This is a genomic window from Streptomyces sp. enrichment culture, assembly GCF_964272855.1.
Lineage (GTDB): Bacteria > Actinomycetota > Actinomycetes > Streptomycetales > Streptomycetaceae > Streptomyces.
Map to the genome: position 1 here is coordinate 3,403,946 of NZ_OZ186847.1, position 24,436 is coordinate 3,428,381.

Annotated in this window: 23 protein-coding genes, 1 pseudogene and 1 riboswitch; of the genes and pseudogenes, 8 read left to right on the forward strand and 16 right to left on the reverse strand. The window is 72.5% G+C overall.

Annotated elements, in window-relative coordinates; all coding sequences use genetic code 11:
• Nucleotides 1-145 precede the first annotated feature (145 nt).
• Together ACSU6L_RS14410 and ACSU6L_RS14415 are read right to left on the reverse strand one after the other, a co-directional pair.
• Complete coding sequence (locus tag ACSU6L_RS14410) at nt 146-1,450, reverse strand: metallophosphoesterase (protein WP_437056979.1); 1,305 nt, start codon at nt 1,448-1,450, stop codon at nt 146-148.
• A 45-nt stretch (nt 1,451-1,495) separates the two neighbouring features.
• Complete coding sequence (locus ACSU6L_RS14415; protein ID WP_073940762.1) at nt 1,496-1,735, reverse strand: SCO4848 family membrane protein; 240 nt, start codon at nt 1,733-1,735, stop codon at nt 1,496-1,498.
• Nucleotides 1,736-1,826: 91 nt separating this feature from the next.
• On the opposite strand from ACSU6L_RS14415, the gene ACSU6L_RS14420 reads away from it, so the two are divergent.
• Nucleotides 1,827-3,131, forward strand: coding sequence for a D-alanyl-D-alanine carboxypeptidase family protein (locus ACSU6L_RS14420; protein ID WP_437056982.1), 1,305 nt, complete (start codon nt 1,827-1,829; stop codon nt 3,129-3,131).
• Here the strand turns inward: ACSU6L_RS14420 and ACSU6L_RS14425 are convergent.
• Genes ACSU6L_RS14425 through ACSU6L_RS14440 form a run of 4 tightly spaced genes read right to left on the reverse strand, consistent with a single transcriptional unit; the run spans nt 3,085 to nt 6,101 of the window.
• A complete protein-coding gene (locus ACSU6L_RS14425) occupies nt 3,085-3,990 on the reverse strand; it encodes a YihY/virulence factor BrkB family protein (protein WP_437056984.1) in 906 nt (301 codons plus the stop codon). The genes ACSU6L_RS14420 and ACSU6L_RS14425 overlap by 47 nt on opposite strands.
• Nucleotides 3,978-4,445: a GtrA family protein gene (locus ACSU6L_RS14430; protein ID WP_437056986.1), complete on the reverse strand. Its 468-nt coding sequence runs from the start codon at nt 4,443-4,445 to the stop codon at nt 3,978-3,980. The genes ACSU6L_RS14425 and ACSU6L_RS14430 overlap by 13 nt, the downstream gene beginning before the upstream one ends.
• 8 nt (nt 4,446-4,453) lie before the next feature.
• Nucleotides 4,454-5,545, reverse strand: coding sequence for a decaprenyl-phosphate phosphoribosyltransferase (locus ACSU6L_RS14435; protein WP_437056988.1), 1,092 nt, complete (start codon nt 5,543-5,545; stop codon nt 4,454-4,456).
• Nucleotides 5,538-6,101: a phosphatase PAP2 family protein gene (locus ACSU6L_RS14440; protein WP_437056990.1), complete on the reverse strand. Its 564-nt coding sequence runs from the start codon at nt 6,099-6,101 to the stop codon at nt 5,538-5,540. Before ACSU6L_RS14440 ends, ACSU6L_RS14435 begins: the two co-directional genes overlap by 8 nt.
• Before the next feature lie 132 nt (nt 6,102-6,233).
• Between ACSU6L_RS14440 and ACSU6L_RS14445 the strand changes: the two genes are divergently transcribed.
• Together ACSU6L_RS14445 and ACSU6L_RS14450 are read left to right on the forward strand one after the other, a co-directional pair.
• Complete coding sequence (locus ACSU6L_RS14445) at nt 6,234-7,589, forward strand: FAD-binding protein (protein ID WP_437056992.1); 1,356 nt, start codon at nt 6,234-6,236, stop codon at nt 7,587-7,589.
• 8 nt (nt 7,590-7,597) lie between these two features.
• On the forward strand, nt 7,598-8,353 hold the full coding sequence (locus ACSU6L_RS14450; protein WP_437056994.1) for a decaprenylphospho-beta-D-erythro-pentofuranosid-2-ulose 2-reductase: 756 nt from the start codon (nt 7,598-7,600) through the stop codon (nt 8,351-8,353).
• Between the two features lie 19 nt (nt 8,354-8,372).
• On the opposite strand, the gene ACSU6L_RS14455 is transcribed toward ACSU6L_RS14450, so the two are convergent.
• Together ACSU6L_RS14455 and trpS are read right to left on the reverse strand one after the other, a co-directional pair.
• Nucleotides 8,373-8,954 carry a 2'-5' RNA ligase family protein gene (locus tag ACSU6L_RS14455; RefSeq protein WP_437056995.1) on the reverse strand — a complete coding sequence of 194 codons (582 nt, stop codon included), beginning with the start codon at nt 8,952-8,954 and terminating at the stop codon, nt 8,373-8,375.
• Between the two features lie 239 nt (nt 8,955-9,193).
• Nucleotides 9,194-10,207 (reverse strand): tryptophan--tRNA ligase, encoded by a 1,014-nt coding sequence (gene trpS, locus ACSU6L_RS14460; RefSeq protein ID WP_437056997.1) that lies wholly within the window; start codon nt 10,205-10,207, stop codon nt 9,194-9,196.
• A gap of 64 nt (nt 10,208-10,271) precedes the next feature.
• On the opposite strand from trpS, the pseudogene ACSU6L_RS14465 reads away from it, so the two are divergent.
• Nucleotides 10,272-10,367 (forward strand): annotated as a pseudogene (locus ACSU6L_RS14465) (siderophore-interacting protein); the annotation flags it as partial.
• A gap of 145 nt (nt 10,368-10,512) precedes the next feature.
• On the opposite strand, the gene ACSU6L_RS14470 reads toward ACSU6L_RS14465, so the two are convergent.
• A complete protein-coding gene (locus ACSU6L_RS14470) occupies nt 10,513-11,967 on the reverse strand; it encodes a glycine hydroxymethyltransferase (protein WP_437056999.1) in 1,455 nt (484 codons plus the stop codon).
• Nucleotides 11,968-11,999: 32 nt separating this feature from the next.
• Nucleotides 12,000-12,090: riboswitch (ZMP/ZTP riboswitch) on the reverse strand.
• Between the two features lie 104 nt (nt 12,091-12,194).
• On the opposite strand from ACSU6L_RS14470, the gene rocD reads away from it, so the two are divergent.
• Nucleotides 12,195-13,400 carry an ornithine--oxo-acid transaminase gene (rocD, locus tag ACSU6L_RS14475; protein ID WP_437057001.1) on the forward strand — a complete coding sequence of 402 codons (1,206 nt, stop codon included), beginning with the start codon at nt 12,195-12,197 and terminating at the stop codon, nt 13,398-13,400.
• 589 nt (nt 13,401-13,989) lie between these two features.
• Here rocD and ACSU6L_RS14480 read toward each other — a convergent pair.
• The 3 genes from ACSU6L_RS14480 to ACSU6L_RS14490 form a co-directional block, all read right to left on the reverse strand.
• A complete protein-coding gene (locus tag ACSU6L_RS14480) occupies nt 13,990-15,174 on the reverse strand; it encodes a glutathionylspermidine synthase family protein (protein ID WP_437057003.1) in 1,185 nt (394 codons plus the stop codon).
• A 14-nt stretch (nt 15,175-15,188) separates the two neighbouring features.
• Nucleotides 15,189-15,563, reverse strand: coding sequence for a hypothetical protein (locus ACSU6L_RS14485; RefSeq protein WP_437057005.1), 375 nt, complete (start codon nt 15,561-15,563; stop codon nt 15,189-15,191).
• 98 nt (nt 15,564-15,661) lie between these two features.
• Nucleotides 15,662-17,050, reverse strand: a complete 1,389-nt coding sequence (locus tag ACSU6L_RS14490; RefSeq protein ID WP_437057007.1) for a PLP-dependent aminotransferase family protein — start codon at nt 17,048-17,050, stop codon at nt 15,662-15,664.
• Nucleotides 17,051-17,096: 46 nt separating this feature from the next.
• Here ACSU6L_RS14490 and ACSU6L_RS14495 point away from each other — a divergent pair, with 46 nt between their 5' ends.
• Genes ACSU6L_RS14495 through ACSU6L_RS14505 form a run of 3 tightly spaced genes read left to right on the forward strand, consistent with a single transcriptional unit; the run spans nt 17,097 to nt 18,780 of the window.
• Nucleotides 17,097-17,621, forward strand: coding sequence for a carboxymuconolactone decarboxylase family protein (locus ACSU6L_RS14495; RefSeq protein WP_437057009.1), 525 nt, complete (start codon nt 17,097-17,099; stop codon nt 17,619-17,621).
• Nucleotides 17,618-18,067, forward strand: a complete 450-nt coding sequence (locus ACSU6L_RS14500) for a carboxymuconolactone decarboxylase family protein (RefSeq protein WP_437057011.1) — start codon at nt 17,618-17,620, stop codon at nt 18,065-18,067. The genes ACSU6L_RS14495 and ACSU6L_RS14500 overlap by 4 nt, the downstream gene beginning before the upstream one ends.
• Entirely contained in the window at nt 18,061-18,780 is a 720-nt protein-coding gene (locus ACSU6L_RS14505; protein WP_437057013.1) for an isocitrate lyase/PEP mutase family protein, read from the forward strand. Before ACSU6L_RS14500 ends, ACSU6L_RS14505 begins: the two co-directional genes overlap by 7 nt.
• A 6-nt stretch (nt 18,781-18,786) precedes the next feature.
• On the opposite strand, the gene ACSU6L_RS14510 is transcribed toward ACSU6L_RS14505, so the two are convergent.
• From ACSU6L_RS14510 to ACSU6L_RS14525, 4 genes are read right to left on the reverse strand one after another with little or no spacing between them, the layout of a single operon-like run.
• Entirely contained in the window at nt 18,787-19,755 is a 969-nt protein-coding gene (locus ACSU6L_RS14510; RefSeq protein WP_437057015.1) for an ABC transporter substrate-binding protein, read from the reverse strand.
• Nucleotide 19,756: 1 nt separating this feature from the next.
• On the reverse strand, nt 19,757-21,703 hold the full coding sequence (locus tag ACSU6L_RS14515; protein ID WP_437057017.1) for an ABC transporter permease: 1,947 nt from the start codon (nt 21,701-21,703) through the stop codon (nt 19,757-19,759).
• Complete coding sequence (locus ACSU6L_RS14520) at nt 21,703-22,899, reverse strand: quaternary amine ABC transporter ATP-binding protein (RefSeq protein WP_437057019.1); 1,197 nt, start codon at nt 22,897-22,899, stop codon at nt 21,703-21,705. The genes ACSU6L_RS14515 and ACSU6L_RS14520 overlap by 1 nt, the downstream gene beginning before the upstream one ends.
• Nucleotides 22,896-24,428, reverse strand: coding sequence for a GMC family oxidoreductase (locus ACSU6L_RS14525; RefSeq protein WP_437057021.1), 1,533 nt, complete (start codon nt 24,426-24,428; stop codon nt 22,896-22,898). Before ACSU6L_RS14525 ends, ACSU6L_RS14520 begins: the two co-directional genes overlap by 4 nt.
• Nucleotides 24,429-24,436: the final 8 nt, after the last annotated feature.

Consider the following 24,436-nt stretch of genomic DNA (forward strand, 5'->3'; position numbering starts at 1 on the left):
CACACCTCTGACACATGGTGCGATGCGGAACGGCCGCGTGGTGCCCGTTGTGCGGATGCGGCGTTCTCACGACCGCGCGGGACCGCGAGAACCGGCCAGGGCGAAAACCGGCCAGGGCGGGGACGGCCCACGCCCGGCCGGTCGGTCACGCCTGGCGCGACGCCAGTTCCACCACGGTGATGTCCGAGGGCGCCCCGACCCGGGTCGGCGGCCCCCACGCGCCCGCGCCCCGGCTGACGTACAGCTGTGTGTCGCCGTACCGCTCCAGGCCCGCCACCGTGGGGTTCGCGGCGGCCGCGAGGAGGCTGCCGGGCCAGAGCTGGCCGCCGTGGGTGTGGCCGGAGAGCTGGAGGTCGACACCGTGCTCGACCGCGTCGTGGATCTGCACCGGCTGGTGGGCGAGCAGCACGCACGCCCGCGCGGTGTCCCGGTCGCCGAGCGCCTTGGCGAAGTCGGGGCCCTGCCCCTCGCTCTCGCCCGCCACGTCGTTGACGCCCGCGAGGTCGAAGTAGGGCAGTTCCGTGCGGTCGTTCTCCAGCGGGCGCAGGCCGAGCCGCCGCACCTCGTCGACCCACTGCTCGGCGCCGGAGAAGTACTCGTGGTTGCCGGTGACGAAGTGGGCCCCGTGACGGGCCTTCAGCTGGGCGAGGGGTGCCGCGGCCGGGCCGAGGTCCTTCACGCTGCCGTCAACGAGGTCGCCGACGACCGCGATGAGGTCGGGCTGGGTCGCGTTGATGGTGTCGACGACCTTCTGCGCGAAGCCCCGGCCGAGCACCGGGCCCAGGTGGACGTCGCTGACCACCGCGATCCGGAAACCGTGCGCCCCGCGCGGGAGCTTGGCCAACGGGACGGTGACCCGCTTCACGCGCGGGCCGCGCAGCACGCCGTACGAGCCGTAGCCGACCGTCCCCAGGGCCGCCGTGGCGGCCGCGCCCGCGACCACGCGGGAGACGAAGAGACGGCGGGAGGGACCGGCCGGCGCCTGCTCGGGGCCGTCCTCCCGGGGCGGCCCGGAGTCGTCGGACGGCGACCGCGCGGGGTCCGTGTCCGGCGTCCCGGCGGCCTCCTTGGGCGGCGCGCCCGCCGGTATCGGCTCCGGCTGCCGCACGTCCGTGGCGACGGGCTCCGGGGCGCGGTCCCGGCGCTCCAGGTAACGGCGCAGCAGCGGTCGTACGGCCTCGCCCACCAGCAGGGCGAGCAGCAGGTAGATCGACAGCGCCAGCCACAGGAAGCCCGGCCAGGCCAGGGTGCGCTGGAGCCAGAACGGGGCGCCCGCGCGTTCGGCGACCAGCGCGCAGATCGCGAGCACCCAGCCGCCCGCGATCAGCGCCGCGCCCGCGCGGCGGGCCGGTCCCGGGGCGCGCGTGGTGTCCCGGAACAGGCGGCGCCACAGGTACCAGTTGGCCGCCACGAGGACGCTCACCGTGACGAGCAGGAAGACGATCACCATGCCGTTGCTCTCTCCTGAGGCGGGGTGGTTGCGGTCCGGCGACCGCTATGACGTTCGGCGCAGTGCACGCAGTCCGCGCAACCCGATGACCCCGATGACCGTCCCCAATACGAAGGAGACGACCGCGAGCAGCAGGTGCACCCAGAAGTACGCCGTCGGGTGACCGTCGTCGAAGGCCAGCCCGCTGCCGTCCTTGATCAGGTTCTTGACGAAAGTGACCCAGATGACCCAGCTCCACACCCCGAAGGCGAGCAGGAACCAGGAGATCGGGCGGCTGAGTTTCATGCGTTCAGTATCGCCGTCGGCTGTCCGGTTCCTTGTCCGGGGTGGAGAGGGGGGTGGGACTTCCGCGAACCCGCCCTGTACTTTCTCGCTCGTGCCCGCACCCATGAAGATCGCCGGTCGATCCCTGCTGGTCGCTTCGGCGACCGTGTTGTCCCTTTCGCTGACCGCTCCGGCCGCGCTCGCCGCGCCCAAGCCCACCCCGTCGGCGAGTGGGAGCGCCAGCCCGTCGGCCACTCCCCCGGCGAAGATGTCGACCGTCGGCGGGGAGCGGCTGGGGCAGCCGGGGACACAGGTCAATCTGGCGCCGGGCGTGCCGGTGCTGCCGAAGGACGTCACCGCGCGGTCGTGGATCGTCGCCGACGCCGAGTCCGGCGAGGTGCTGGCCGCGCACAACGCGCACTGGCGGCTCGCCCCGGCCAGCACGCTGAAGATGCTGTTCGCCGACACCGTGCTGCCCAAGTTCCCGCGCAACGAGAAGCACAAGGTCGCCCTCTCCGACCTGGAAGGCATCGGCGCCGGTTCCAGCATGGTCGGGATAAAGGAGGAGGAGACGTACACCGTCCACGACCTGTGGCTCGGTGTCTTCCTGCGCTCCGGCAACGACGCGGTGCACGTGCTGTCCGCGATGAACGGCGGCGTCAGGAAGACCGTCGCGGAGATGAACGCGCACGCCGAGGAACTCCAGGCCCTCGACACGAACGTGGTCAGCCCCGACGGCTACGACGCCCCCGAGCAGGTCTCCTCCGCTTACGACCTGACCCTGATCGCCCGCTCCGGGCTCCAGAAGAAGGACTTCCGCGAGTACTGCTCCACGGTGACCGCGAAGTTCCCCGGCGAGACCAAGAAGAACAAGAAGGGCAAGACGGTCCGCGAGTCCTTCGAGATCCAGAACACCAACCGGCTGCTCACCGGCGACTACGACATCTCCCAGTACCAGGGCATCGCGGGCGTCAAGAACGGCAACACCACCAACGCCGGCGCCACCTTCACCGGCGTCGCCGAACGCGGCGGCAAGGTGCTGCTCGTCACCGTCATGAACCCGCAGAAGGGCGACCACAACGAGGTCTACAAGGAGACCGCGAGGCTCTTCGACTGGGGCTTCAAGGCGTCCGGGAAGGTCGATCCGGTGGGCGAGCTGGTGCCGCCCAAGGGCGCGGCCCGGCCCGGCGCCGAGCCGGGGGCCACGGCCGCCGCGCCGGGCGCGGGCGAGGCCGGGGGCGCCGCGGCCGGCGGGACCTCGGACAAGCCGGTGGCGAGCGCCACCGCCGAGAACGGTTCGAGCGGCATCGCGACCGCCCTGGCGATCGCGGGCGGGCTGCTGTTGCTGCTCGGCGGCGCCGCGTTCCTGGTCAACCGTCGCTGGCCGCTGCCCGACCTGGTGCGTCGCCGGCGGTGACGCCCTCCGCGTCCTTGCTGGGCGTCGCCGTCCAGGCGGCGCTGTACAGCAGCAGCTTCGAGGTGAGGTTGATCCACAGCAGCAGGGCGACCGGCACGCCGAACGCGCCGTACATGCTCTTCGTGGCCACGTCCTGCAGGTAGCCGCTCAGCAGCAGCTTCAGCAGCTCGAACCCGATCGCGCCGATCAGCGCCCCGACCACCAGCCGGTGCCTGGTCGGCTCGACGCCGGGCAGCAGCGTCAGGGCGTACAGCAGCAGCAGGAAGTCGGCGAGGACGGCGACGGCGAACGCGGCGATCCGCAACAGCAGGCTGCCCCAGCCGTGTTCGACCAGACCGAGCTGGCGGGAGATCCAGCCGACGGCCGCCGAGGCGACCGTGGAGGTGGCCAGGGTGACGAGGACCGCGCCCCCTAGGCCGACCAGGACACCGCCGTCCTTCGCCCTGATCAGAACCGGGTTCTCCGCCTCGTCGGGCAGCTCCCACACCGCGCGCAGACAGTCCCGCACCGCGCCGACCCAGCTGATGCCGGTGAACAGCAGCACGGCGCCCGCGATGATCCCGACGGTGCCGGCGTTGTCGACCAGGGCGCCGATGTTCAGCTGGTCCGAGATGCCGGGCACCTGCTCGGCGACCTTGTCCTCCAGCTCCTTCTGCTGGTCGGTGCTGAGCATGGCGGCGCCGATCGCGGCGGCCACGGTCAGCAGCGGGAACAGCGCGATGAAACTGGTGAACGTCATCGCCGCGGCCAGCCTGGTCCACTTCACGCGGTCCAGGCGCTCGTACGAACGCCACGCGTGCGTGGTCATCAGACGGGCGGCCCACGGGCCGATGACCGGGAGGTTTTTCAGCCAGTCCATGATCCGACCTTGCCCTCGCCCTCGCTGTGAAAGACCCATGTCCGGGTTCCCCAGAAGCGCAGGATCGTGGCCAGTGCCATGCCGATTCCCGCCCCGGAGACCGTGTCCGCGCGTTGCGAGGTGAAGCCGAGGCCGTAGTGGCTGACGGTGAGACAGAGCAGCTGCACCAGGGCGCCGGCGAGGTTCACGGCGAGGAACACGGCGTACCGCCGCCAGGGCGAGCCCGGCGCGGTCCCCCGGTAGGTGCCGAGCGCGTTGCCCGCGTAGGCGACCGTGCAACCCGCCACGAAGGACAGCGCCTTGGCGGTGAGCGGGTCCAGGGCCACGGGGCCGCGCAGCCAGGTGAAGAGAGCCAGGTCCGCCGCGTAGGCGAGCAGGCCGACGGCGGCGAAGGAGAGGACTTCCCGGCGGTGCGGGCGTGGACGGGGATCCGCGCGGGCGGGTGCGTGAGTCACCGGCCGGCTCACCAATCGGCCACCGCCAGGCCGTACATGGCCAGCCACACCAGACCGATCAGGGCGAGCGCGCGGTCGCGCAGGACCACGTCCTCGGGCTCGCCCGCGGTGCCCCGGTCGGCGAAGACGGCGTACCGCAGGATCGCCAGGATGAACGCGACCATCGACAGCTGCCGCCAGGGCAGCAGCCCGGTGTGCGGGTCGCCGCCCTCCTCCAGCGCCCACATGCAGTAGCCGAGCACGGCCACCCCGGCCGCCAACTGCCATACGAAGCGCAGGTATCCGACGGTGTACTCGGTGAGCAGCGGGCGTGTGGCGCCCGCTTTCCCGGCCATCTGCACGGCCTCGGAGTACCGTTTCGCCGCGACCATGAACAGCGCCCCGAACCCGGTCGTGATCAGGAACCAGCGCGACAGCGGGATGCCGAGCGCCAGCCCGCCGACCATCGCCCGCATCAGGAACCCGGTCGTGACCACGGCGAGGTCGACGACCAGGACGTGCTTGAGGCCGACGCAGTACGCCAGTTGCATGCCGACGTACGCCGTGAGCAGCGCGGCGACGACCGGCGACGTCAGGAACGCCGCCGCGGCCGGCGCGAGGGCGGCCAGCCCGCCGCCGACGGCATAGGCGACCGGCACCGGGACCTGCCCGGCGGCGACCGGGCGGTGCCGCTTGGTCGGGTGCGCGCGGTCGGCCTCCGCGTCCCGCGCGTCGTTGATCAGGTAGACGGCCGCGGCGCACGCGGTGAAGAGCGCGAAGACCAGGGGGAGCCGGACCAGGGCCTGCTGGGAGAAGAGCTGTCCGGCGGCGGCCGGGGCGGCCACGACGAGGACGTTCTTGACCCACTGCTTGGGCCGCGCGGTCCTGACGAGGCCCCCTAGGAGGCCGCCTCCGCGGGGCTGTTCGGCGTGTCGCGGGCGGGGCGGACGCGGCTCCCGGAGGGCGGGTTCGGGGGTCCGCGCGGTGTCGGCCTGGGGCGCGGAGCCCAGGGTCCGCGCGGTGACGTCGTGGGGCAGGGATTCGGGGGCCCACGCGGTGACGTCATGGGGTGCCGGGTCGGTGGTGCGCGTGCCGTTCGTCATGGGCGCTGCCTCAGTCATGCGCGCTCCCTGTCACGGCGCACCCGCTCACGCCCAGGCCGTTGGGCACGCCCCGCTGCACCCAGGGCGCCCCCATGCGCGCGGCGAGCGCTCCGAGTGCCGCGCCGGCCGCCACGTCGGAGGGGTAATGGACCCCCACCACCAGGCGTGAGAGGCACATCGCGACGGCGAGGGGCGGGAACACCTGGGCGCCCAGCGTGCCGAGCGCGCCGTAGGCGACGGCCGCGGCGGCCGCGGAGGCGGCGTGGGAGCTCGGGAAGGAGTGCCGTCCGGCGGTGCGCACCAGGGGCTCGACATGCTCGGGGCGCGGACGCCGCACGATCCGTTTCACACCCATGCTGGCGACGTGCGCGCCCGCGGTGAGTGCCGTTCCACGCAACCAGGCGCCACGCCGTGCGCCGTCCACGGCGGCTCCCGCGAGACCCGCCGCGAGCCACAGCGCCCCGTGCTCACCGGCCCACGACAGGGCGCGCGCGGCCGCGGCGACACGCGGGTCGGAGCCGTAGGCCCGGAGCGCCGAAAGGATTCGGTGGTCCATGTCGTCGAGGTCGTCCATGTGGACTCACTGTTCACGCCCCCACCGCCGGAACTCCGGCAATATTGAGCGACATCCCATTAATCACCCATTTCGGGGAGAGGTGCAGGTTTCAAACCTAATAGCCCCCATAGGGGCGATACGGTCACCGACATGCCTGCCGAGACCGTTTCCGTCACGGGGTGGGGCCGCACCGCTCCCACCACCGCCCGTCTGATCCGCCCGCGGTCCTACGAGGAGGCCGTCGCCGCCGTCCGTGACTGCGGAGCCCGCGGCGGCATCCCGCGGGGCCTGGGACGGGCCTACGGGGACGCGGCACAGAACGCCGGCGGGGCGGTGCTCGACATGACGGGCCTGGACCGCGTGCACGCCATCGACGCCGACGCCGGCACCGTGCTGTGCGACGCCGGGGTCTCCCTGCACCGGCTGATGCAGGTGCTGCTGCCGCTCGGCTGGTTCGTGCCGGTGACGCCCGGCACCCGCTATGTGACCGTCGGCGGGGCGATCGGCGCCGACATCCACGGCAAGAACCACCACGCCTCGGGATCCTTCTCCCGCCATGTGCTCTCCCTGGAGCTGCTGACGGCCGACGGCGGCGTCCACGGCGTGAGCCGCGGCACCCCCCTGTTCGACGCGACCACGGGCGGCATGGGCCTGACCGGGGTCATCCTGACGGCGACGATCCAGCTCCAGCCGGTCGAGACCTCCCTGATGTCGGTCGACACCGAGCGCGCCGCGGACCTCGACGACCTGATGGCCCGTCTGACCGCCACCGACCACCACTACCGCTACTCGGTCGCCTGGATCGACCTGCTGGCCCGCGGCGCGGCGACCGGCCGCGCGGTGCTCACCCGCGGCGACCACGCGCCCCTGGAGGCGCTGCCGAAGGGCACGCGCGCGCGGCGCGACCCGCTCGCCTTCCGCCCCTCCCAGCTGCCGGCCGCCCCCGCCGTCCTCCCCGAGGGCCTGCTCACCCGGCGGACGGTGGGCCTGTTCAACGAACTCTGGTTCCGCAGGGCCCCACGCGCGCGTGCCGGCGAACTGCAGAAGATCTCCACCTTCTTCCACCCGCTGGACGGCGTGCCGCACTGGAACCGGATCTACGGCCGCAGCGGCTTCGTGCAGTACCAGTTCGTCGTCGGACACGGCCAGGAGGAGGCCCTGCGCCGCATCGTGCGCCGGATCTCCGAACGCCGCTGCCCGTCCTTCCTGGCCGTCCTCAAACGCTTCGGGGAGGCCGACCCGGGCTGGCTCTCCTTCCCCGCCCCCGGCTGGACCCTGGCCCTGGACATCCCGGCCGCCCTGCCCGGCCTCGACGCCTTCCTCGACGAACTGGACGAGGAGGTGGCCGGCGCGGGCGGACGTGTCTACCTCGCCAAGGACTCCCGGCTGCGGCCCGACCTGCTCGCCGCGATGTACCCCCGCCTGGACGACTTCCGCGCCCTGCGCGCGGAACTCGACCCGCGCGGGGTGTTCGTTTCCGATCTCGCCCGTCGACTCACCCTCTAGGAGCCGCCGTGAAGGACGCCTTCGGCCTCCCCCAGTCCCTGCTCGTCCTCGGCGGCACGTCGGAGATCGCGCTCGCCACCGCCCGCCGCCTGATCGGCCGCCGCACCCGCACCGTGTGGCTGGCGGGCCGCCCCTCGCCCGGCCTGGAGGAGGCCGCCGAAGGACTGCGCGCCCTCGGCGCCGACGTACGCACCGTCGCCTTCGACGCGCTCGACCCCGAGTCGCACGAGACGGTCCTCGGCAAGGTCTTCGCGGAGGGCGACATCGACATGGTGCTGCTCGCCTTCGGCGTGCTCGGCGACCAGGCACGCGACGAGCGGGAACCGGCGAGCGCGGTGCGCGTCGCGCAGACCAACTACACCGGCGCGGTCTCCGCCGGCCTGGTCACCGCGCGAGCGCTGCAGACCCAGGGCCACGGCTCGCTGGTCTTCCTCTCCTCCGTCGCCGGTGAACGCGCCCGCCGCTCGAACTTCATCTACGGCTCCAGCAAGGCCGGCCTGGACGCCTTCGCCCAGGGCCTGGGCGACGCGCTGCACGGCACCGGCGTCCACGTCATGGTCGTACGCCCCGGCTTCGTCCGTTCGCGGATGACGGCGGGCCTGGAGGAGCCGCCCCTCACCACCACCCCGGACGCCGTCGCGACGGCCGTCGAACTGGGGCTGCGCCGGCGTTCGGAGACGGTGTGGGTCCCGGGGGCGCTCCGCCTGACCATGTCGGCGCTGCGCCACACGCCCCGCGCGGTGTTCCGCCGACTGCCGATCTAGCCACGCCGTCCCGGGAGGGCTACCAGCTGGGAATCGTGCCGCGTTCCGCGGGAGCCGCCTGCGGCGGTACCACCGAGCCGCCGCCGAAGACGAAATCGCGGAGCTTGCGCCAGACCCCGTCGACGCCCTGCTCGTACAGCGCGAAGCCGGTGCAGGACCATTCGGCCTCGTAGTCGGCGAGTTCCTCGTACGCGCGGTCCATCGCCTCCTCGGCGATGCCGTGCGCGATCGTGACGTGCGGGTGGTACGGGAACTGCAGTTCGCGTGCCACCGGACCGGACGGGTCACGGACCTGCTGCTGCAACCAGGCACAGGACTCGGCGCCGTCGACGATCCGCACGAACACGACCGGCGACAGCGGCCGGAACGTGCCCGTCCCGGACAACCGCATCCGGAACGGGCGCCCGGCCGCGGCGACCGCCGTGAGGTGCGCCTCCACGGCCGGCAGCTCGCTGTCGTCGATCTCCGCCGGCGGCAGCAGGGTGACATGCGTGGGGATGCCGTGAGCCGCGGCGTCGCCGAAGCCCGCGCGCCGCTCCTGGAGCAGGCTGCCGTGCGGCTCCGGGACCGCGATCGACACACCGATCGTTACGGTCCCCACGTCGTCTCCTGTCGTCGTGTCGGTACGTACGCCTGTGCGGACGCGGGCGGCCGCGGTGCGGTCGCCCGGCTATCGACTGTACGGCCACGGCTGTGCCCTGGGCAGGCGCAGCCGTAGTGATGTGCAGCGCTGTGCGTGGTGCGGACCGGACCGTGATCTTCGCGCACGACCCGCACGCGGCCCGGCACTCCACCGCGTACGCGGCGCACTACGGCCACGTACCCGGCTCGGTGCCCGGCTCAGTGCTTGGCCGGCAGGAAACCCACCCGGTCGTAGGCCTGCGCCAGCGTCTCGGCGGCGACGGCGCGGGCCTTCTCCGCGCCCTTGGCCAGGATCGAGTCCAGCGTCTCCGGGTCGTCCAGGTACTGCTGGGTGCGCTCCCGGAACGGCGTCACGAACTCGACCATGACCTCGGCGAGGTCGGTCTTGAGCGCACCGTAGCCCTTGCCGGCGTACTGCTGCTCCAGTTCCGCGATTCCCGTCCCGGTGAGGGTCGAGTAGATGGTGAGGAGGTTGCTGACGCCCGGCTTGGCCTCCGCGTCGAAGCGGATCACGGTGTCCGTGTCGGTGACCGCGCTCTTGACCTTCTTGGCGGTGGCCTTCGGCTCGTCGAGCAGGTTGATGAGGCCCTTCGGCGTCGACGCCGACTTGCTCATCTTGATCGCCGGGTCCTGGAGGTCGTAGATCTTCGCCGTCTCCTTGAGGATGTACGGCTTCGGGACCGTGAACGTCTGGCCGAAGCGCCCGTTGAAGCGCTCGGCGAGGTCACGGGTCAGCTCGATGTGCTGGCGCTGGTCCTCACCGACCGGCACCTCGTTCGCCTGGTACAGCAGGATGTCGGCGACCTGGAGGACCGGGTACGTGAACAGGCCGACGGAGGCGCGGTCGGCGCCCTGCTTGGCGGACTTGTCCTTGAACTGCGTCATCCGGGAAGCCTCGCCGAAGCCGGTGAGGCAGTTCATGACCCAGCCGAGCTGCGCGTGCTCGGGCACATGGCTCTGGACGAACAGGGTGCAGCGCTCCGGGTCGAGCCCGGCCGCGAGCAGCTGCGCGGCGGCGAGCCGGGTGTTGGCGCGCAGCTCCTTCGGGTCCTGCGGGACCGTGATCGCGTGCAGGTCGACGACCATGTAGAAGGCGTCGTGGGACTCCTGCAGGGCCACCCACTGACGAACGGCGCCGAGGTAGTTGCCGAGGTGGAACGAGCCTGCGGTGGGCTGGATTCCGGAGAGCACACGGGGTCGATCAGAGGCCATGCTCACCATTCTCTCAGAGCGCGGGGGTCGCTCCGGAACTGGTCGGGAACAGGTGGGACCCGATCGGTCGCCGTGGCTGCTGTCGGTCGTCGCCGATGAGACGAGGAACACAGTGCGGACGGCGGCGCGCCGGCGCACGCTCGCCGGCCGGGAGGCGGCGCTGGAAGCGGGCGGTACCGGGACCGGCCGCCGGGCCGCCGCGCGGGGGCGGCGGTTCGCTGCTGATACGCCGTGCGGCGGGCCGGCCGGATGCCGGGCCGCCGCACGGGGGGTCACGTCAGGAACTGATCGACGTGTGAGCCGGGTCAGCCGAGGTCGATCTCCGGGTACAGCGGGAAGCCGGCCACGAGGTCGGTGGCGCGGCGGGAGATCTCGTCCGCGATCTTCGGGTCGAGGACGTGGGCGGCCTTGGAGGGCGCGCCGGACTTGGTGGTACCGGCCTCGGTGGTGGTGAGGACGCGGTCGATGAGGCCGGCGACCTCGTCCATCTCGGCGGTGCCCAGGCCACGGGTGGTCAGGGCGGGGGTGCCGATGCGGATGCCGGAGGTGTACCAGGCGCCGTTCGGGTCGGCGGGGATGGCGTTGCGGTTGGTGACGATGCCGGACTCGAGGAGCGCCGCCTCGGCCTGGCGGCCGGTGAGGCCGTAGGAGGAGGCGACGTCGATCAGGTTGAGGTGGTTGTCGGTGCCGCCGGTGACCAGGGTGGCACCGCGACGCATCAGGCCCTCGGCGAGGGCGCGCGAGTTGTCGACGATGCGCTGGGCGTAGTCCTGGAAGGAGGGCTGACGGGCCTCGGCGAAGGCGACGGCCTTGGCGGCCATGACGTGCGGGAGCGGGCCGCCGAGGACCATCGGGCAGCCGCGGTCGACCTGGTCCTTGAGGGAGTCGTCGCACAGGACCATGCCGCCGCGCGGGCCGCGCAGCGACTTGTGGGTGGTGGTGGTGACGATCTGGGCGTGCGGGACCGGGTCGAAGTCACCGGTGAGGACCTTGCCCGCGACGAGACCCGCGAAGTGGGCCATGTCGACCATCAGGGTCGCCCCGACCTCGTCGGCGATCTCGCGCATGATGCGGAAGTTCACCAGGCGGGGGTAGGCCGAGTAGCCGGCGACGATGATCAGCGGCTTGAACTCGCGGGCGGTGGCACGCAGGGCCTCGTAGTCGAGGAGGCCGGTGGCGGGGTCGGTGCCGTAGGAGCGCTGGTCGAACATCTTGCCGGAGATGTTCGGGCGGAAGCCGTGGGTGAGGTGGCCGCCGGCGTCCAGGGACATGCCGAGCATCCGCTGGTTGCCGAAGGCCCGGCGCAGCTCGGCCCAGTCGGCGTCGGAGAGGTCGTTGACCTGGCGGGCGCCCGCCTTCTCCAGGGCGGGGACCTCGACCCGCTGGGCGAGGACGGACCAGAAGGCGACGAGGTTGGCGTCGATGCCGGAGTGCGGCTGGACGTAGGCGTGGCGGGCACCGAAGAGTGCCTTCGCGTGCTCGGCGGCCAGGGACTCGACGGTGTCGACGTTGCGGCAGCCGGCGTAGAAGCGGCGGCCGACGGTGCCCTCGGCGTACTTGTCGCTGAACCAGTTGCCCATGGCCAGCAGGGTGGCCGGGGAGGCGTAGTTCTCGGAGGCGATCAGCTTGAGCATCTCGCGCTGGTCGGCGACCTCCTGGCCGATGGCGTCGGCCACGCGCGGCTCGACGGCGCGGATCACGTCGAGGGCGGCTCGGAAGGCGGTGGACTCGGTGGAGAGGGGCGCAGACGTGTCAGACATCAGGGACCTCCGGACGTGGCGTTCGGCGTACACGGTTCGGCCCAGGCGCACGGCACAGTTTCCCGTTCGGGCCGCTCCCCGATGGTCGGTCCCATCCCTAGCGCGCCAGTCACGGCCCGTGGTTCAGCCTACCGGGCGCGCCGAAGAGCGAAGTTCCCGCGTCCACCATGCGAGCGAGGATAGGAAGGAGGGCGCCCTGAGCTTCTGGTTCACCTTCTGGAGGTGCCGTGACCGCTACGGACGACCTGATCGCCGCCGCCGAGGCGCACAGCGCGCACACCTACCACCCGTTGCCGGTGGTGGTCGCGAGTGCCGACGGCGCGTGGATGACGGATGTGGAGGGCCGGCGCTATCTGGATCTGCTGGCCGGTTACTCGGCGCTCAATTTCGGGCACGGCAACCGGCGGCTGGTCGAGGCGGCGAAGGCGCAGCTGGAGCGGGTCACGCTGACGTCGCGGGCGTTCCACCACGACCGGTTCGCGGCGTTCTGCGAGCAGCTCGCCGAGCTGTGCGGGATGGAGATGGTGCTGCCGATGAACACCGGGGCGGAGGCGGTGGAGACGGCGGTGAAGACGGCTCGGAAGTGGGGGTACCGGGTCAAGGGCGTGCCCTCGGAGATGGCGAAGATCGTGGTCGTGGGCGGCAACTTCCACGGGCGGACGACGACGATCATCAGCTTCTCCACGGATCCGGAGGCGCGGGCGGACTACGGGCCTTACACGCCGGGGTTCGAGATCGTGCCGTACGGGGATCTGACGGCGATGCGTCAGGCGCTGACGGAGAACACGGTCGCGGTGCTGATCGAGCCGATCCAGGGCGAGGCGGGGGTACTGGTGCCGCCGGCCGGTTATCTGCCGGCGGTGCGGGAGCTGACGCGGGAGCGGAACGTGCTGTTCGTCGCGGATGAGATCCAGTCGGGGCTGGGGCGGACCGGGCGGACGTTCGCCTGTGAGCACGAGGGGGTGGTGCCGGACGCGTATGTGCTGGGGAAAGCGCTGGGCGGCGGGATCGTACCGGTGTCGGCGGTGGTGTCGTCGGCCGAGGTGCTGGGGGTGTTCCGGCCCGGGGAGCACGGGTCGACGTTCGGCGGGAATCCGCTCGCGTGCGCGGTGGCGCTGGAGGTGATCGCGATGCTGCGGTCGGGCGAGTACCAGGCCCGGGCGGCGCAGCTGGGCGAGCGCCTGCACCGGCAACTGGAGGAGCTGACCGGGACGGGGCGGGTGACGCAGGTGCGGGGGCGGGGACTGTGGGCGGGCGTGGATGTGCATCCGCGGTACGGGACGGGGCGTGACATCTCGGAGAAGCTGATGGACCGGCGTGTGCTGGTCAAGGACACCCACGGCTCGACGATCCGCATCGCGCCACCACTGGTGATCGAGGAGGAGGACCTGGACTGGGGGGTGGCGCAGCTGCGGGGCGTGCTGGGGGTTTAGCGACACCTCTGGGCGCCGACGGCGCGTCGGTGGGTGTTGGCGGGCCCGCTGGTCGGCGTCCGCGGGCCCGCCGATGGGCGTCCGCGGGCCCGTCGGGGAGCGTTCATGGGCCCGCCGGGAAGCGGGCGGCAGGCCGCCGGTAGGCGTCCGTGCGCCCGCCGGGAAACGTCCCGGGCCCGCCGCTGGGCGGCCGGCCGTGCGCCCGTCGATGGGCGTCCATGCGGCCCGCCGGGAAACGTCTCGGGCCCGTCGCCGGTCGGCCGTGCGTCCGCCGGGAAACGTCCCGGGCCCGCCGCTGGGCGGCCGGCCATGCGCCCGTCGATAGGCGTCCGTGCGGCCACCGGGAAGCGGCAACGGGCCTGCCGGGAAGCGTCCAAGCGCCCACCGGGAAAACCTCCCGCGCCCGCCGCTGGTCGGCCGTGCGCCCGTCGATAGGCGTCCATGCGCCCACCGGGAAGCGGCAACGGGCCTGCCGGGAAGCGGCAGCGGCCCCGCCGGGAGCGGCCATGCGCCCGCGAGGGAGCGGTTGCCGGTCCGTCGGGCAGCGGGCGCGAGGCCGGGTGCAGCCGGCAGTGGCCCGTCCGTGGGGTCAGAGGATCACGTGTGGCAGGAAGCGGGCGTACTCGTCGGTGATCAGGCCGGAGGACTCGCGGATGCCGAGGCCTGCCGACTCGTTCTCGACGACCCAGGCGCCGAGGACGACGCGGTTGCCGTCGAAGTCGGGCAGTGGGGCGAGTTCCTGGTAGCAGCAGGGCTCGTCGCGGACGACGGGGGGCGTGCCGGGCTCGTGGACGGTCACGCCGGCGCCTTCCCGGCCCAGCAGCGGCTTGGCGACGTATCCGGTGGTCGTGGCCAGGTCGCGGGGGCCGTCGAGGTAGGCGGGGAGGAGGTTGGGGTGGTCCGGGTACAGCTCCCAGAGGATGGCGAGGAGGGCCTTGTTGCTGAGCAGCATCTTCCAGGCGGGCTCGATCCACAGGGTGGTGCCGGTGCCGCCGCCGTTGTCCAGGGTGTCGAGGACGTGGTCGGCGAAGCGGTCGGTCGTGAGCCATTCCCACGGATAGAGCTTGAAGCAGCTGCGGATGAAGCGGAGCTGCCGGTCGACGAAGCGGCCGGAGAGGCGGTCCCAGCCGATCTCCTCCATGGAGATCCAGCCGGTGTCCAGGCCGGCCTGCTCGGCGGTCTCCTTGAGGTAGGCGACCGTCATCAGGTCCTCGCCGAGTTCGTCGGCGTCGGAGTAGGCGAAGTACAGGGGGCTGCCGGGCGGGAGGAGCGGAGCCTGTTTGCGCCAGGCGTCGACGAGGCGTTCGTGGAGGGAGTTCCACTGGTCGGCGCCGGGGAAGCGCTCCTCCATCCAGAACCACTGGGGGGAGGCGGCCTCGACGAGGGAGGTGGGGGTGTCGGCGTTGTACTCGAGCAGCTTGGCCGGGCCGCGGCCGTCGTAGCGGAGGTCGAAGCGGCCGTAGACGGAGGGGAGTTCGGCGCGGCGGTGCCAGGCCTCGGCGACGGCCTGCGCGACGCGCGGGTCGGTGATGCCGAGGTCGGCGAAGCGGTCGGTGGTGACGATGTGGTCGGCCGCCGCGAGGCACATGCGGTGCAGTTCCTCCACGACCTCCTCCAGGGCCTCGACCTCGTCGAGGGAGAAGACGTAGTAGCCGCTCTCGTCCCAGTAGGGGCGCAGGGAGTCGTCGGGGTAGCGGGTGAGGGGGTAGATCAGGCCCTGTTCCTCGACGGTCTGCTGCCAGCCGGGGCGGGGTTCGATGGTGCGGCGTTCCATGGCGCGGGGGTCCGTCAGCCGCCGCTGCTGCCGGAGCCGGAGCAGCCGAAGCCGCCGCGGTCGACGGCCTCGTCGCGGCTGAAGGTGCCGTAGTCGGCGTAGCCGCCGCTGACCTCGGCGTCGTAGTACCAGGCGGCGTCGACGCGCTTGCCGCTGCCGCTGCCGGTCTTCTTGCCCTTGCCGGACTTGCCGGACTTGCCGGACGAGGAGGAGCCGGACTTGCAGTTCTTGTCGGCGATGATCTTGTAGCCGTTGATGTAGTCGTAGCTGTCGCGGTCGACGCAGCGGCGGTCGGGGTCCGAGCCGCAGGAGGTGAGGGCCGCGGCGATCACGCCCATCCCGCCGAGTACGACGGTGCTGGAGCGCAGCCGTCGACGGGTCTCTGCCATGTCCGTCTTCTCCCCGTTCACCGTTTCGCGAGTGTCGCGCGCCGTGCCGTCGTCACGTCGGCCCGCGATCATACGGGGCGTGACTGAGCACGGTCACCTCAGGGCAGGACGTTGCACAACGCCTCCAGGGTTCCCGCCCAGGCGTGGTCGGGCGGTGTGCCGTAGCCGACGACGAGGGCGTCGACGGGCCGGCCGGCGGCCCGGGGGTGGCGGTAGCGGGAGAGGCCGTGCACGGCGAGGCCCTGCCAGGCGGCCGCGCGGACCACGGACTGTTCGGTGCCGGGCGGGAGTTGGAGCAGCACGTGCAGTCCGGCGGCGATCCCCGTGACGGTCACCTCGGGGGCGCGGGCGGCGACGGCGGCGACCAGGGCGTCCCGGCGGCGCCGGTAGCGCAGCCGGGCGGCGCGGACATGACGGTCGTAGGCGCCGGAGGTGATGAACTCGGCGAGGGTCAGCTGATCGAGGGCGGCCACCGCGGAGCCGCCCAGTGCGGTCACCTCGTCGACGAGCGACGGCGGCAGCACCATCCAGCCCAGCCGCAGGCCGGGGGCGAGGGACTTGCTGGCGGTGCCGAGGTGGACGACGTGGTCGGGGTCGAGGTCCTGGAGGGCTCCGACGGGCTGGCGGTCGTAGCGGAACTCGCCGTCGTAGTCGTCCTCCAGGATCAGTCCGCCGGTGCGGCGGGCCCAGTCGACGACGGCCGCTCGCCGCTCGGGGCGCAGCGCCACGCCCATGGGGAACTGGTGGGAGGGGGTCAGCAGGACGGCTCCGGCGCCGGTTCCGTCCAGCCCGTCGAGTGCCGTGCCGGCCGCGTCGAACGGCAGCGGCACCGTCCGCGGCCCCGCCCGCTCGACCAGGTCCCAGTGGACGTCGAGGCCGTACGACTCCACGGCCAGGGCGCGTTCGCCGCGGGCGTGCAGGACCTGGCCGAGCAGCCGCAGCCCGTGGGCGAACCCGGCGCAGACGACGATCCGGTCAGGGTCGGTGCGCACGCCGCGGGCGCGGGAGAGGTAGCCGGCGAGGGCGGTGCGCAGTTCGACGCGGCCGCGCGGGTCGCCGTAGCCGAGGGCGTCGTTCGGGGCCGTGGCCAGGGCGCGGCGGGCGGCCCTGAGCCACTGGGCGCGGGGGAAGGAGGCGAGGTCGGGGGTGCCCGGGACGAGGCTGTACGCGGGGCGGCCGGTGCGGTTCGGCGAGGGGGCCGGGCGCCGGGTGGGCGGCGGTACGGCGCGGTCGGCGACCCGGGTGCCGGAGCCCTGGCGGGCGGTGAGCCAGCCCTCGGCGACCAGGTCGGCGTAGGCGCCGGCGACGGTGTTGCGGGCGAGTCCGAGGTCGACGGCGAGGGTGCGGGAGGAGGGCAGCCGGGTGCCGGGGGCGAGCCGGCCGGTGCGGACCGCGTCGCGCAGGGCGTCGGTGAGGCCGCGGCGCACTCCGCCGCCGGCCGGTTCCAGGTGCAGGTCGATGCCCAGAGTGGCCCATGGTTTCGCCATGGAAATGGACCATACGCCTGGGCCGCCGGGTTTCTAGGGTCGAGGCATGACGACAACGACCGGTGCGACCGCATCGACTGGTCCCGAGACCGTCCGATACGCCCCCGAGTCCACCCCGCGCCTTGAGTGGGCCAAGCTGGTCCCCGATGTCTACAAGGCGATGATCAGGCTCGACACGGCCGCCCGGCAGGGCCTGGACCTGAAGCTGTACGAGCTGGTGAAGATCCGCGCCTCCCAGATCAACCACTGCGCCCTCTGCATCGACATGCACAGCAAGGACGCGCTCGCGGCCGGAGAGAGCGTGGAGCGGATCATCCAGCTCAGCGCCTGGGACGAGTCCCGCCACTTCTACACCGAGAAGGAGCTCGCGGCGCTGGAGCTGACGGAGGCGGTGACCGTCCTGACGGACGGGTTCGTGCCGGACGGGGTGTACGAGAAGGCCGCCGAGCACTTCGAGGAGGCCGAGCTGGCGCAGCTGATCGCCGCCATCACAGTGATCAACGCCTGGAACCGGTTCGGAGTGACCTGCCGGATGACGCCCGGCCACTACGAGCCGGCCGGTCACAAGTGACCGCGCGCACCACCCACCTCGCCCCCGCCGTACGCTCGGCGATGCGGTCCCTGAGCGCCGCCGCGAAGAACGGCTTCGGGGACCCGGCCCTCGCCGAACTCGTCCAGATCCGCGCCTCGCAGCTCAACCGGTGCGCGTTCTGCCTGGACATGCATCTGGCGATCGCCCGCGGGCACGGCGTGAGCGAACGCCGGCTCGATCTCCTCGCCGTCTGGCAGGAGGCCGGGGACGACGTCTTCGACGAGCGCGAGCGGGCCGCGCTCGCGCTGACCGAAGCGGTCACCGTCCTCACGGACGGTTTCGTCCCGGACGAGGTGTACGAGAGGGCGGCGAAGCACTTCGAGGACGCCGAACTCGCGCACCTCGTCGCCCTGATCACCGTCGTCAACGGCTGGAACCGGCTGATGGTCAGCCGACGGATCCCGCCGGGGAGCACGGCATGGTGACCAAGGCCGAGGCGTTCCGCGCGCTCCACCACGACCGCGCCACCCCGCTGGTGCTGCCCGGTCCCTGGGACGCGGCCTCCGCGAAGGCCCTGGTGGCGGCGGGCTTCCCGGCGCTGGCGACACCGAGCGCGGGAGTCGCCGCCGCCCTCGGCCACGCCGACGGCGAGACACCCGCCGACGAGATGTTCGCGGCCATCGCGCGGATCGCGCGGGCGGTGGACGTGCCGGTGTCGGCGGATGTCGAGGACGGCTACGGACTGGCGCCGAAGGAGCTGGTGGGGCGGCTGCTGGAGGCGGGCGTCGTGGGGTGCAACCTGGAGGACTCCCGGCACGGCGTCCTCAAGGACCCGCGGGAGCACGCCGAGTGGCTGGCCGAGGTGCGGGCGGTGGCAGGAGACCGGCTGTTCCTCAACGCCCGCGTGGACACCTTCGTACGGCAGGTCCCGGACTTGGAGGAGACGGTCGGACGGGCGCGGCGGTACGTGGCGGCGGGCGCCGACTGCGTCTTTCCGATCGGCGCCCCGGCGGACGTGCTGCCGCGGTTGCGGGCGGGCATCGAGGGGCCGCTGAACGTCGTCGCGCGCCTGGACGGCGAGGGCCCCTCGCTCGCCGAACTCGGCGCGCGAGGGGCCACCCGGATCACTTTCGGGCCGGGTCTCCAGCGGCGAGCGACGGCCGCGCTGCGGGAGATCGCCGAAGGCCTCGTCACCTGACGGCGGTCACGGCAGCCACGCCTTCCACGTCGACTCGTGCCGCTCCGCCCACTTCTTCGCCGCCTCCTCGGGGCTGAGCTTCTGTTCGGCGATCATCAGGGAGACCTCGTTCTGGTCCTCGGTGCTCCACTCGAACTTCTTGAGGAAGGCCGCCGCGTCGCCGCCGTTCTCGGCGAAGTCGGTGTTGAGGTACTTCTGGAGCGGGGTGTGCGGGTAGGCGCAGGCGACCTTCGCCGGGTCGGCGTCGCAGCCCTCCTCGTAGGCGGGCAGCTTCACCTCCGTCATCGGCACCTTCTCGAACAGCCACTGCGGGGAGTACCAGTACGTCAGGAAGGGCTTCCTCTCCTTGGCGAACTGCTTGATCTGGGTGATCTGCGCGGCCTCGGACCCGGCGAAGACGACCTTGTAGTCCAGGTCCAGGTTGTCCACCAGCGCCTTGTCGTTGGTGACGTAGGACGGGGAGCCGTCCATGAGCTGGCCCTTGTCGCCGCTCTCCGGGGTGCGGAACAGGCCGGCGTACTTGTTCAGGTTCTTCCAGTCGGTGATGTCCGGGTGCTGCTCGGCGAGGTACGTGGGGACGTACCAGCCGATGTGCCCGGTCACGCCCAGGTCGCCGCCGGGCGTGATGGTCTTCTTGTCCTTGACGTACCGCTGTTCCTGCTCGGGGTGGCCCCAGTCCTCCAGGAGCGCGTCGACGCGGCCCTGGCTGAGGGCGTCCCAGGCGGGGACCTCGTCGACCTGGACGGTGTCGACGCGGTAGCCCAGTTCGTGTTCCAGCAGGTACTGGGCGACGGCCACGTTGGCCTGGGCGCCCACCCAGGACTGCACGGACAGGGTGATGGTCTTCGAGCCGCGGGCGTTCGCGAACGGCGAGGCCTGCCGGGTCATGTCGGCGGCGCCGCAGCCGGTGGCCAGCGTCAGCAAGGCGGCCGCCGAGGCGATCAGGGCCGTACGGCGTGTGGCGCGACGGAACATGTCACGCTCCCTTCGTCGTACGGCGGTCGGTGGGCTGGGTCACCCGGTCGAGCATCAGCCCCAGGCAGACGATCGCGGCACCGGCGACCAGGCCGGTCGCGAGGTCGCCCTGGGCGAGGCCGAAGACGACGTCGTAGCCGAGCGCGCCACCGCCGACCAGGCCGCCGATGATGACGACGGCGAGGACGAGCACCACGCCCTGGTTGACCGCGAGGAGCAGGGACCGCCGGGCCAGCGGGAGCTGGATCTGCCGCAGCTGCTGTGCGCCGGTCGCGCCGAGCGAGCGGGCCGACTCCAGGGCGGCCGGGTCGACCTGGCGCAGGCCCTGCGTGGTGATGCGGACGACGGCCGGCAGCGCGTAGACGACGGCCGCGGCGACGGCGGGCGCGCGGCCGACACCGGCGAGGGCGACGACCGGGATCAGGTACACGAACTGCGGCATCGTCTGGCAGACGTCCAGGACCGGCCGCAGCAGCCGCTCGAAGCGGTCGTTGCGGGCCGCCACGACACCGGTCGCGGCACCCAGCACGAGGGTCACGGCGACGGCCGCCAGCACCTGCGACAGCGTGTCCAGCGACGGCTCCCACACCCCGAGCACGCCGATCGCGGCCATGGCGAGCACGGCGGTCAGCGCGGTGCGCCAGGTGCCGATCAGCCAGGCGAGGGCGGCGACCACCAGCAGCACCGACCACCACGGCAGCCACTGCAGGCCGTCCCGCAGCGGGTCGAGCACCCAGGTGGTGAAGTGCCCAGCCCAGTCGGCGGTGCCGCCGATGACGGGCACACCGGAGTAGAGGTGGGCGGTCATCCAGTCGACGGCCCGGTTGACGGGCTCGGCGATGTTCACCGTCCACGCCTCGGGCCACTCGGCCCGGCCCGCCAGGCGCCCGGCGACAGCCACGGCCACGGCCACGGCGGCGACGACGGCCAGGGCGTACGGCCGGGCGGCTCGCCCGGCGCCGCGGGTGTCGCCGCCCGCCGCGCCCGTCACCCGGTCGAGGACGACCGCGAGCAGCACGATCGGGATGCCCGCGGCCAGCGCCGCGCCCACGTCGACCGAGGCCAGCGCCTGGTAGACGCGGTCGCCGAGACCACCGGCGCCGATCACCGAGGCGATCACCGCCATGGACAGCGCCATCATGATCGTCTGGTTGACGCCGAGCAGGAGTTCCTTGCGGGCCAGCGGGATCCGGGCGGTCAGCAGCCGCTGCCGCGAGGTCGCGCCCAGCGACTCCACGGCCTCCAGCACGCCCCGGTCGGCGCCGCGCAGCCCGAGCGCGGTGAGGCGGGCCATCGGCGGGGCGGCGTAGACGACGGTGGCGAGGACGGCGGCGGGCACGCCGATGCCCAAGACCAGGACGACGGGCAGGAGGTAGGCGAACGCCGGGAGCACCTGCATGGTGTCCAGGACGGGACGCAGCATCCGGTCCATCCGGTCGGACAGTCCGGCCGCGAGGCCCAGCAGGGCGCCGACCACGACCGACGCGAGCACCGCGACCGTCATCAGGGCCAGCGTCTGCATGGTCGGCACCCACATGCCGAGCAGCCCGCAGGCGAGGAACGCGGCCGCCGTGCCGAGCGCGAGCCGCACGCCCGCGACCCGCCAGGCGACGAAGGCGCCGAGTGCCGTCACGCCCGCCCAGCCGACGGCGAGGAGGGCGAGGTAGACGGCGCGTACGGAGAGGACGACCGCGTTGCTGACGTGGCCGAAGAAGTACAGGAAGAGCGGGTGGCTGTCCCGGTTGTCGATGATCCAGTCGCTGGTGTCGGTGAGGGGGGCGGTCAGGTCGACGGTCAGGGCGTCGGGCCAGGTGCCGGACGCCCAACGGGCGTGGGCCAAGGGGACGAGTATCGCCGCGATCAGGGCGAGCAGCGCGAGCTTGGCCGCGGCGCGGTTGCCCAGGAGTGCGGGGAGTCTGCGTGCGGGCGTTGCGGTGATCGTCGCCATCAGACCGCCTCCGCGTGGGGGCTGGCGTCGGGGCGTGCCGCTTCCCCGCGCCCGCGGGGTGCCTCCCCCGAGTTCTTCGGGCGGGGGATGTCCCCGGCGCCCGCCCGTGCCACCCCGTCGGCACGACTGTCCGCAGCCACGCCGGTCACCCCGGCCACGACATCCAGCAGCCCCTCGTGGTCCACGACCCCGACGCAGCGTGGCCCGTCCATCACGCGGGCGGGTTCGCCGCTGCGGGCGACGGCCTCGATGGCCTCGGCGACGGTGGCGTGCGGGGCCACCGCCGGACCCGTGGCCGCCTCGTCCGCCGACGCGGGCCGCATCGCCGTACGGACGGTGATGACCTGTTCGCGCGGGACGTCACGGACGAACTCGCGCACGTAGTCGTCGGCCGGGGAGCCGACGATCTCCTCGGGCGTGCCGAGCTGCACGACCCGTCCGTCGCGCATCAGCGCGATCCGGTCGCCGAGCTTCAGGGCCTCGCTGAGGTCATGGGTGATGAAGACCATCGTGCGGCCCTCGTCGCGGTGCAGCCGGACGACCTCGTCCTGCATGTCCCGCCGGATCAGCGGGTCGAGGGCACTGAACGGTTCGTCGAAGAGCAGCACCTCGGGGTCCACGGCCAGCGCCCGCGCGAGCCCGACCCGCTGCTGCTGGCCGCCCGACAGCTGCCCGGGACGCCGCTGCTCCATGCCCGCGAGGCCGACCTTGGCGACGACCTCGGCGGCCTTCGCGCGCCGCTCCGCCTTGCCCACGCCCTGGATCTCCAGGCCGTAGGCCACGTTGTCGAGGACGGTGCGGTGCGGGAGCAGGCCGAAGTGCTGGAAGACCATCGCCGCGCGGTGGCGGCGCAGTTCGCGCAGCCGGGCCTTGTCCATGGCGCGGACGTCCTCGCCGTCGATGGCGATCGTGCCGGACGTCGGCTCGATCAGCCGGGTCAGACAGCGCACCAGCGTGGACTTGCCGGAGCCGGACAGGCCCATGACGACGAAGACCTCGCCCTTGCGGACGTCGAAGGTGACGTCCCGGACGGCCGCCGTGCAGCCGGTGCGGGAGCGCAGTTCGGCGGGGGTGAGGGCGGCCAGCTCGGGGTCGGCGGGGACGCGGTCGGGCTTCGGGCCGAACACCTTCCACAGGTTCTCGACGGAGAACACGGGAGGAGTGAGGGTTTCGGGTTTCGGGTTGGCGGTACTCATCGGGCGTCACCACCGATCAGGTCGACGGCCCGCTCCCCGACCATCAGCACCCCGATCATCGGGTTGACGGCCGTCATGGTCGGGAAGACGGAGGCGTCGGCGACACGGATGCCCTCCAGGCCGCGGACGCGCAGCTCGGGGTCGACGACGGCCAGTTCGTCGTCGGCGGCACCCATCTTGCAGGTGCCCGCCGGGTGATAGACGGTGTGCGCGACCTTGCGGGCGTACTCGCTCAGCTCGGCGTCGCCCACGATCTCCGGGCCGGGGCACACCTCGCGCTTGAGCCAGCCGGCCAGTGGCTCGGACTTGGCGATCTCGCGGGCGATGCGGATGCCGTCGACGAGGGTGCGGCCGTCGTAGTCGTCCTCGTCGGTGAAGTAGCGGAAGTCGAGGGCGGGCTTCACGGCCGGGTCGGGGCTGGTCAGGTACAGCCGGCCGCGGCTCTTCGGCTTGGGGATGTTCGGGGTCATGGACACCCCGTACGCGGGCCGTTCGTAGCCCAGCCGCTCCGGGTTGTCCGTGAAGGGGATCTGGTAGAAGTGGAACATCAGGTCGGGGCCCGCGTGTTCGGGGTCGCGGCGCACGAACAGGCCCGCGTCGGAGTCCATCGCCGAGTTCTCCGGGATGGGTCCGTGGGTCTCCCAGACGATCACCGACTCGGGGTGGTCGAGGAGGTTCTCTCCGACGCCGGGCAGATCGAGCGCCACCGGTATGCCGAGCGCTTCCAGGTCGGCCTTCGGGCCGATGCCGGAGTGCAGCAGCAGCCGCGGGGAGTCGACCGCGCCCGCGCACAGCACGACCTCGTCGCGGGCCCGGATCAGCAGTTCCTCGCCGTCCTTCGTGCGCACGTGGACGCCCTCGGCGCGGGTGCCGGCCAGCTCCAGCCGGTACGCCCAGGTCTCCAGCAGGATCGTCAGGTTGGGCCGCTCGTCCATCACCGGGTGGAGGTACGCCACGGACGCCGACGACCGCTTGTTGTTCTCCGGGTGGTAGGCGAGGTCGAAGAAGCCGACGCCCTCGTTGAACGGCTTCTTGTTGAAGCCCTCGACGCGCGGCACGCCGAGCGTGCTCTGCGCGGCGTCGACGAAGTCGCGGGCGATGGCGTTCCGGTCCTTCTCGTCGACGGGGACGATGTTGTTCTTCAGGCGCGCGAAGTACGCCTCCATGGGCACCGAGCCCCAGCCCTTGGCGCCTGCCTCCTCCCACTCGTCCCAGTCGGACGGCAGCGGCTTGAACGCGATCAGCGTGTTGTGGGAGGAGCAGCCGCCGAGCACCCGGGCACGGCTGTGCCGGATGTGGGAGTTGCCGCGTGGCTGCTCGGTGGTCGGGTAGTCGTAGTCGAGTTCGCCGCCGAGCAGGCCCATCCAGCGGCGCAGGGTGAGCACGTCGTCGCGGCCGACGTCGCTGGGGCCGCCCTCGATGACGGCGACGGTGACGTCGGGGTTCTCGGTGAGGCGGGAGGCGATGACGGAGCCCGCCGTGCCGCCGCCGACGACGACGTAGTCGTAGACGTGGGTGTTCTCGGACATGGGTCGTA